The 621-nt window shown below is 40.7% G+C and carries 1 protein-coding gene; it reads right to left on the minus strand.

The features are described 5' to 3' along the window. The coding region (locus D1841_RS18130; RefSeq protein ID WP_166554378.1) for a transposase at window positions 1–621 on the minus strand (621 nt) is incomplete at both ends.

Genomic DNA, 621 nt, shown 5'->3' on the forward strand with positions numbered 1-621 from the left:
ACCGGCGTAAGCCAGGAGCTGGCATGGCTTTTCAAATCTGGAGATATCACCGATTTCACCAATAATCATGGCACCGTTGAGGTTGCCGATACCCGGAATAGTCTTAATTACAGAGTCCATGTTATCCATGATTTCATTGATAGAAGCTTCTACCCTGGAAATTTGCTGCGAATACATTTCAATTTGTTCAATGGATTGCAAAATCTGCAAAGATAGTGTATCATCATTAATACCGACGGATTGCGATGCAAGCTCTTTCAATGCGATAGCATGATTTTTAGTGTAGTGGCCCATAGAGGTCTTTTTCAGCAGGTTTGATAACCGCGTGAGATGCATTTTTGCAATCCTGTCGGGATTAGACTCGGTTTTCAGGAGCGCATAACAGGACTTTGTATGGATTCCAGACTTAAAGAAAAACTGGAGTTCGGGAAAGATAAGGTCCACATAGGATACGAGCTGAATTTTAACCTTTGTTCTTGCTTTCATCAGTTTCTGGCGAAAGCGGCAAAGGTTTTTTAATTGCAAAGAATCATAATCACGCTTTGAAAAACAGCGGTAATTATGTAGAGACAATGCTTTGATGATGAGAAAGGTATCTACGGAGTCGGTTTTTGTTTTACG

The organism is Neglectibacter sp. X4 (assembly GCF_009917365.1).
Classification (GTDB): domain Bacteria; phylum Bacillota; class Clostridia; order Oscillospirales; family Acutalibacteraceae; genus Acutalibacter.